Origin of the sequence: Anabaena azotica FACHB-119 (assembly GCF_014697625.1) — a bacterium.
Lineage (GTDB): Bacteria > Cyanobacteriota > Cyanobacteriia > Cyanobacteriales > Nostocaceae > Trichormus > Trichormus azoticus_A.
Map to the genome: position 1 here is coordinate 1 of NZ_JACJSG010000115.1, position 3,823 is coordinate 3,823.

At 41.7% G+C, this 3,823-nt stretch carries 3 protein-coding genes and 1 pseudogene; all 4 read left to right on the top strand.

What is annotated here, in order from left to right:
* Positions 1-596: pseudogene (locus tag H6G83_RS34625) on the top strand (hypothetical protein); the annotation flags it as partial.
* Between the two features lie 36 nt (positions 597-632).
* Positions 633-1,427 (top strand): hypothetical protein, encoded by a 795-nt coding sequence (locus H6G83_RS34630; protein WP_190480689.1) that lies wholly within the window; start codon positions 633-635, stop codon positions 1,425-1,427.
* On the top strand, positions 1,424-2,950 hold the full coding sequence (locus tag H6G83_RS34635; RefSeq protein ID WP_190480691.1) for a TrbI/VirB10 family protein: 1,527 nt from the start codon (positions 1,424-1,426) through the stop codon (positions 2,948-2,950). The genes H6G83_RS34630 and H6G83_RS34635 overlap by 4 nt, the downstream gene beginning before the upstream one ends.
* Complete coding sequence (locus tag H6G83_RS34640) at positions 2,947-3,699, top strand: hypothetical protein (RefSeq protein WP_190480693.1); 753 nt, start codon at positions 2,947-2,949, stop codon at positions 3,697-3,699. Before H6G83_RS34635 ends, H6G83_RS34640 begins: the two co-directional genes overlap by 4 nt.
* The last annotated feature ends 124 nt before the right edge of the window (positions 3,700-3,823 follow it).

Here is a 3,823-nt window from a genome sequence, read left to right on the forward strand (position 1 = left end):
AAGCGAAATCAGATTTAACCAAAAAATATCCAGATAAATTCAAAAAAAATGATGGGGTGTTTGCTTGGTTTATTGATTCTATCAACGGTACTATTGACGCTTATAAGGATGCTATAGCGAAAAAAGCATCACCAATGGATGTAGTTTTGGCTCCTATTAATGCCTTCGTTGGGTCGGCAATCACAGACATTATTACTATCATTCTAGTCGGCATGAATGGAGCATATCAATGGGGCATTGAATTAACAATGCTGGTAACGGCACTACTTGGGCCAGTAGCGGTTGGTGGTTCTTTGCTGCCCTACGGTGCTAAATCTATTTATACTTGGTTGGTTGGATATTTTACCGTCGGCTTTGGCAAACTCTGCTTCAATATCATTGTCGGTTTCGCCGGACAATTAGTAGCTGATTCTAAAAGTTATCAGCCGATGTTCTTCCTGTTTACTATTGGCATTTTCGCTCCATTCCTAGCTACAGGTTTAGCTGCTGGTGGCGGAATTGCTGTGCTTACTCAAATTAATAAAGCGAGGGAAACTTACACTGGAATTGCTATTGGGATTGCTAAAACTGTTGTCACTAAAGGTGCTAAAAAATGAAGGTTTGTCAAATCAATTCGCAATACCTAATTAAAAATGCTAAATCATAAGAATAAACCCCATTCCAAAAAAGAACCATTACAATTACTCAGTTACAACAAATATGTCACAACAAGAGTTGGGCTAATTTCTCTAGCTGGGTTCTCAATGGCTTTTATATCTTTGTTGTTACAATTCCTCAATTATGGAGCGATTTCGGTACTAAATAAAAAACAATTGGCCTTAATACAACTATCATCAGGCGAGACAATTACAGCTAGAGCCGTTGACCCTAAGCAACGGTCTGATGAAGTAATCAAAAAGTTTGTGTCAGACACATTTATTAAAATGTTCAACTGGGATGGTTTGACACAAGGTTTCAATGAAAAAGGCGAACCCATCACTAAACAAGATACAGGGATAGAAGTAGGAAGACTTAATAATAAATCTAATAGTAGGGTTACGAGTAGAGCTTATGATGCTGCATTCGCTTTAAGTGAAAATGGTGGATTTAGAGCCGCATTTTTGAAAAAGCTAGCATCAATTACTCCCACGAGTGTATTTAATGGTGATGCTCAAGTATCTTTAATTCCTAGATTTATTTCTAATCCACGCAAGATTAGAGAAGGTAAATGGGAGATAGATTTTATTGGGACACTCGTAACTTTTGACCGTGCAGATAACGCAGGCACAGGAATCACTTTTAATAAAACAGTTACAGTTTCATCAATTTCTAATCCAGAATATACCCCCGCTAATACTACTGATTTAGCTAAGAAGATTTATTCCGCCCGTCGCGCCGGATTAGAAATTACAGAGATTGTAGATTTGAACTTAGGGAGAAGAAAATGAGTGAAAATAACGGTAAAGTATCAACTGTAGATAAACTGCTTTCTCTAGGGGATGACGACAAAAAACACCCAGACAAACAGCTAGAACCAGAAAGTTTATTAGTCCCTACTAAGCACAATTTTGTGACTTCCCCTTGGTCACGGTTATTGATAATTGCTGTACCTTTTGGGGTAGGTTTTTTGGGGATTTTTTTACTACTAAATGGCGTATTTAATCCTTCACCACCCCAAAAAATTGCTCAAAAGCCAGGGGAAACTATTACTGCTACTGATGAACAAGCACAGCAAACTGAGGAAGGTGATGGCGATGCTCGTGCAAAACTGGCTCTATCTGATCAAGAACGAGAATTAGGGCGAATTAATAATAAAGAGCAACCTACGGCAGTACCAGTATCCAAAACTGAAAAAGTCGTACCGTCCACTCCACCATCCCCACGGGGAGCGCCAAGGACTGTTCAAAATCGACAACCACGTTCTACACCTCGTCGGAGTGAGCAACCAATTAGAACCTACCGGAGTGAGCCACCAACGCGCATGAGTTTTTCTCCAAGACCCTCTATATCTAACCGAACAGTCACGCAAGTAGATCCCTTCCTTCAAATCAACAAACTCCGCAGCATCGGTTCTTACGGGAAAATTGCCTATGCCGAAACTAGCGACCAATCTACGCTCTTACCGTCTCAAAATCAAAGTCGTGCGGATGAGCCTACAGATATAAATAATAATGATCCTGTTGAACAAACGACACCCCTCTGGTCAAACGACTCTATTGAAAAAATCCGCCCCCGGTGGCAAGTGGTTCCTAAATCTAACAAATCGGTTAGTTTATTAGCCAGTAACTATTTACCACAGGAAAGCCAAATACTTCAAGGTAAACAAACTCGTTATTTAACGGTGGGAACATATGCTACGGGTGTGATTGTTACACCCTTAGTTCAGCAAGATACTGCTGCTAAAACACAAGGGGCTAATAGCAATAGGTCTGTCATCCAACTAACTCAAGATTTACCGGATAACTATGGGCAAGTGGCAATACAGGCGGGGACTTCATTAGCAGTGGAATTAGTTTCGGTAGATGGTGGCGGAGGAGCGATCGCTCACGTCCGGGCGATAATCAAGGATAATACCGAGTACCCAATATCGGCTGGTGCGATTTCTATTACTGGAGAGGGAGGAAAACCCTTAATCGCCAAGAAATTCCAAGACAGAGGCGGAGAAATTGCACGTAATGATGTGTTTGGCGGCCTTGTGTCAGGGTTAGGCAAGGTTGGCGAGATTATCAACCAACCCGACACCGAAGAGGAGTGGGAGGATGACGATGGCAGAACCCGCACACGCACCAGTGGCAACCGCCGTAATATAACTGGTGCATTGATGGAGGGGTTTTTCGGTCAAGTTAGCCAAAATATGAACCAGCGCAATCAACGCGCTAGTCAAGAAATTATGGCTCGTCCCAATAGTTGGTATATCTCGGCGGGGACTAAGGTCACAGTTACAGTTAATCGCAGTCTGGAGTTGCCATGAAAAAGTTACTGATTGGTATTCCATTGGCGATCGCACTCGCGGCAACTCCCCTTACCACCATTGCCGCCCCAGTCGTGCGTACCATCAGGCAGTCACAAGCTAGTGGTACAACTGCCAAGCTACAAACTATCAACGTCTGGAATGGTCACGGTGTCGTGCTTTCATTCTATGAAACTGGGGAAACTATCAAAAAAGTTTGGTTAGACGACCCCTCACAAATTCTAGTTGACACAGATGGTTGTTTAGAGGGGCTTGACCAAAGTTGTTCTAATCCCGGTGCGGGGCTAATTCATCTGCGTCGGATAAAGAAAGTCAACATCCCAGGCTTACCGCAAACATCTAGCACATTGCTTACAGTCGTCACACAATCAGCTTCTGGCGATCGCAAGACTTACAGTTTTCGACTTGCAACTAGTAATGGCACTCCTAAATATAGTCAGGTAGTGATTACAAGTGGGGAAGTGAGTGTAGCACAAACCCCTTTGCCTCAAAAGCCTCAATCTTCACTAATCAAAACACAACAAACAATCAATCAAATTAGAGGCGGGATTGCGATCGCTATCAAAAATGGACAAATGAATTACCAAGATGAGCTACACAAACGGTTGCAAACGTTAATCGGGTATTTACAGTCAGGTGATGACCTGACTACTGCGGCTAATAAGTCATCCGTCTCTCAAGAATTAGTCAATAAATTAATTGGTTTAGGCAACAATTCTGATAACTTAACACAAGGTAACAGTTTATGAAATCAAATTTCCGCCTCAATGATAACGTTTTACGTTGGTTAATATTTGGGGGTTTGGCAGGTAGTTTGTTCATTCATAGTTTCATAAAATATGGACTATTGAATCAAACTATTGGTTTGATTAT

Coding starts and splice junctions, on each gene's coding strand:
- H6G83_RS34640 (WP_190480693.1), top strand. CDS start 2,947: ATGAAAAAGTTACTGATTGGTATTCCATTGGCGATCGCACTCGCGGCA.
- H6G83_RS34635 (WP_190480691.1), top strand. CDS start 1,424: ATGAGTGAAAATAACGGTAAAGTATCAACTGTAGATAAACTGCTTTCT.
- H6G83_RS34630 (WP_190480689.1), top strand. CDS start 633: ATGCTAAATCATAAGAATAAACCCCATTCCAAAAAAGAACCATTACAA.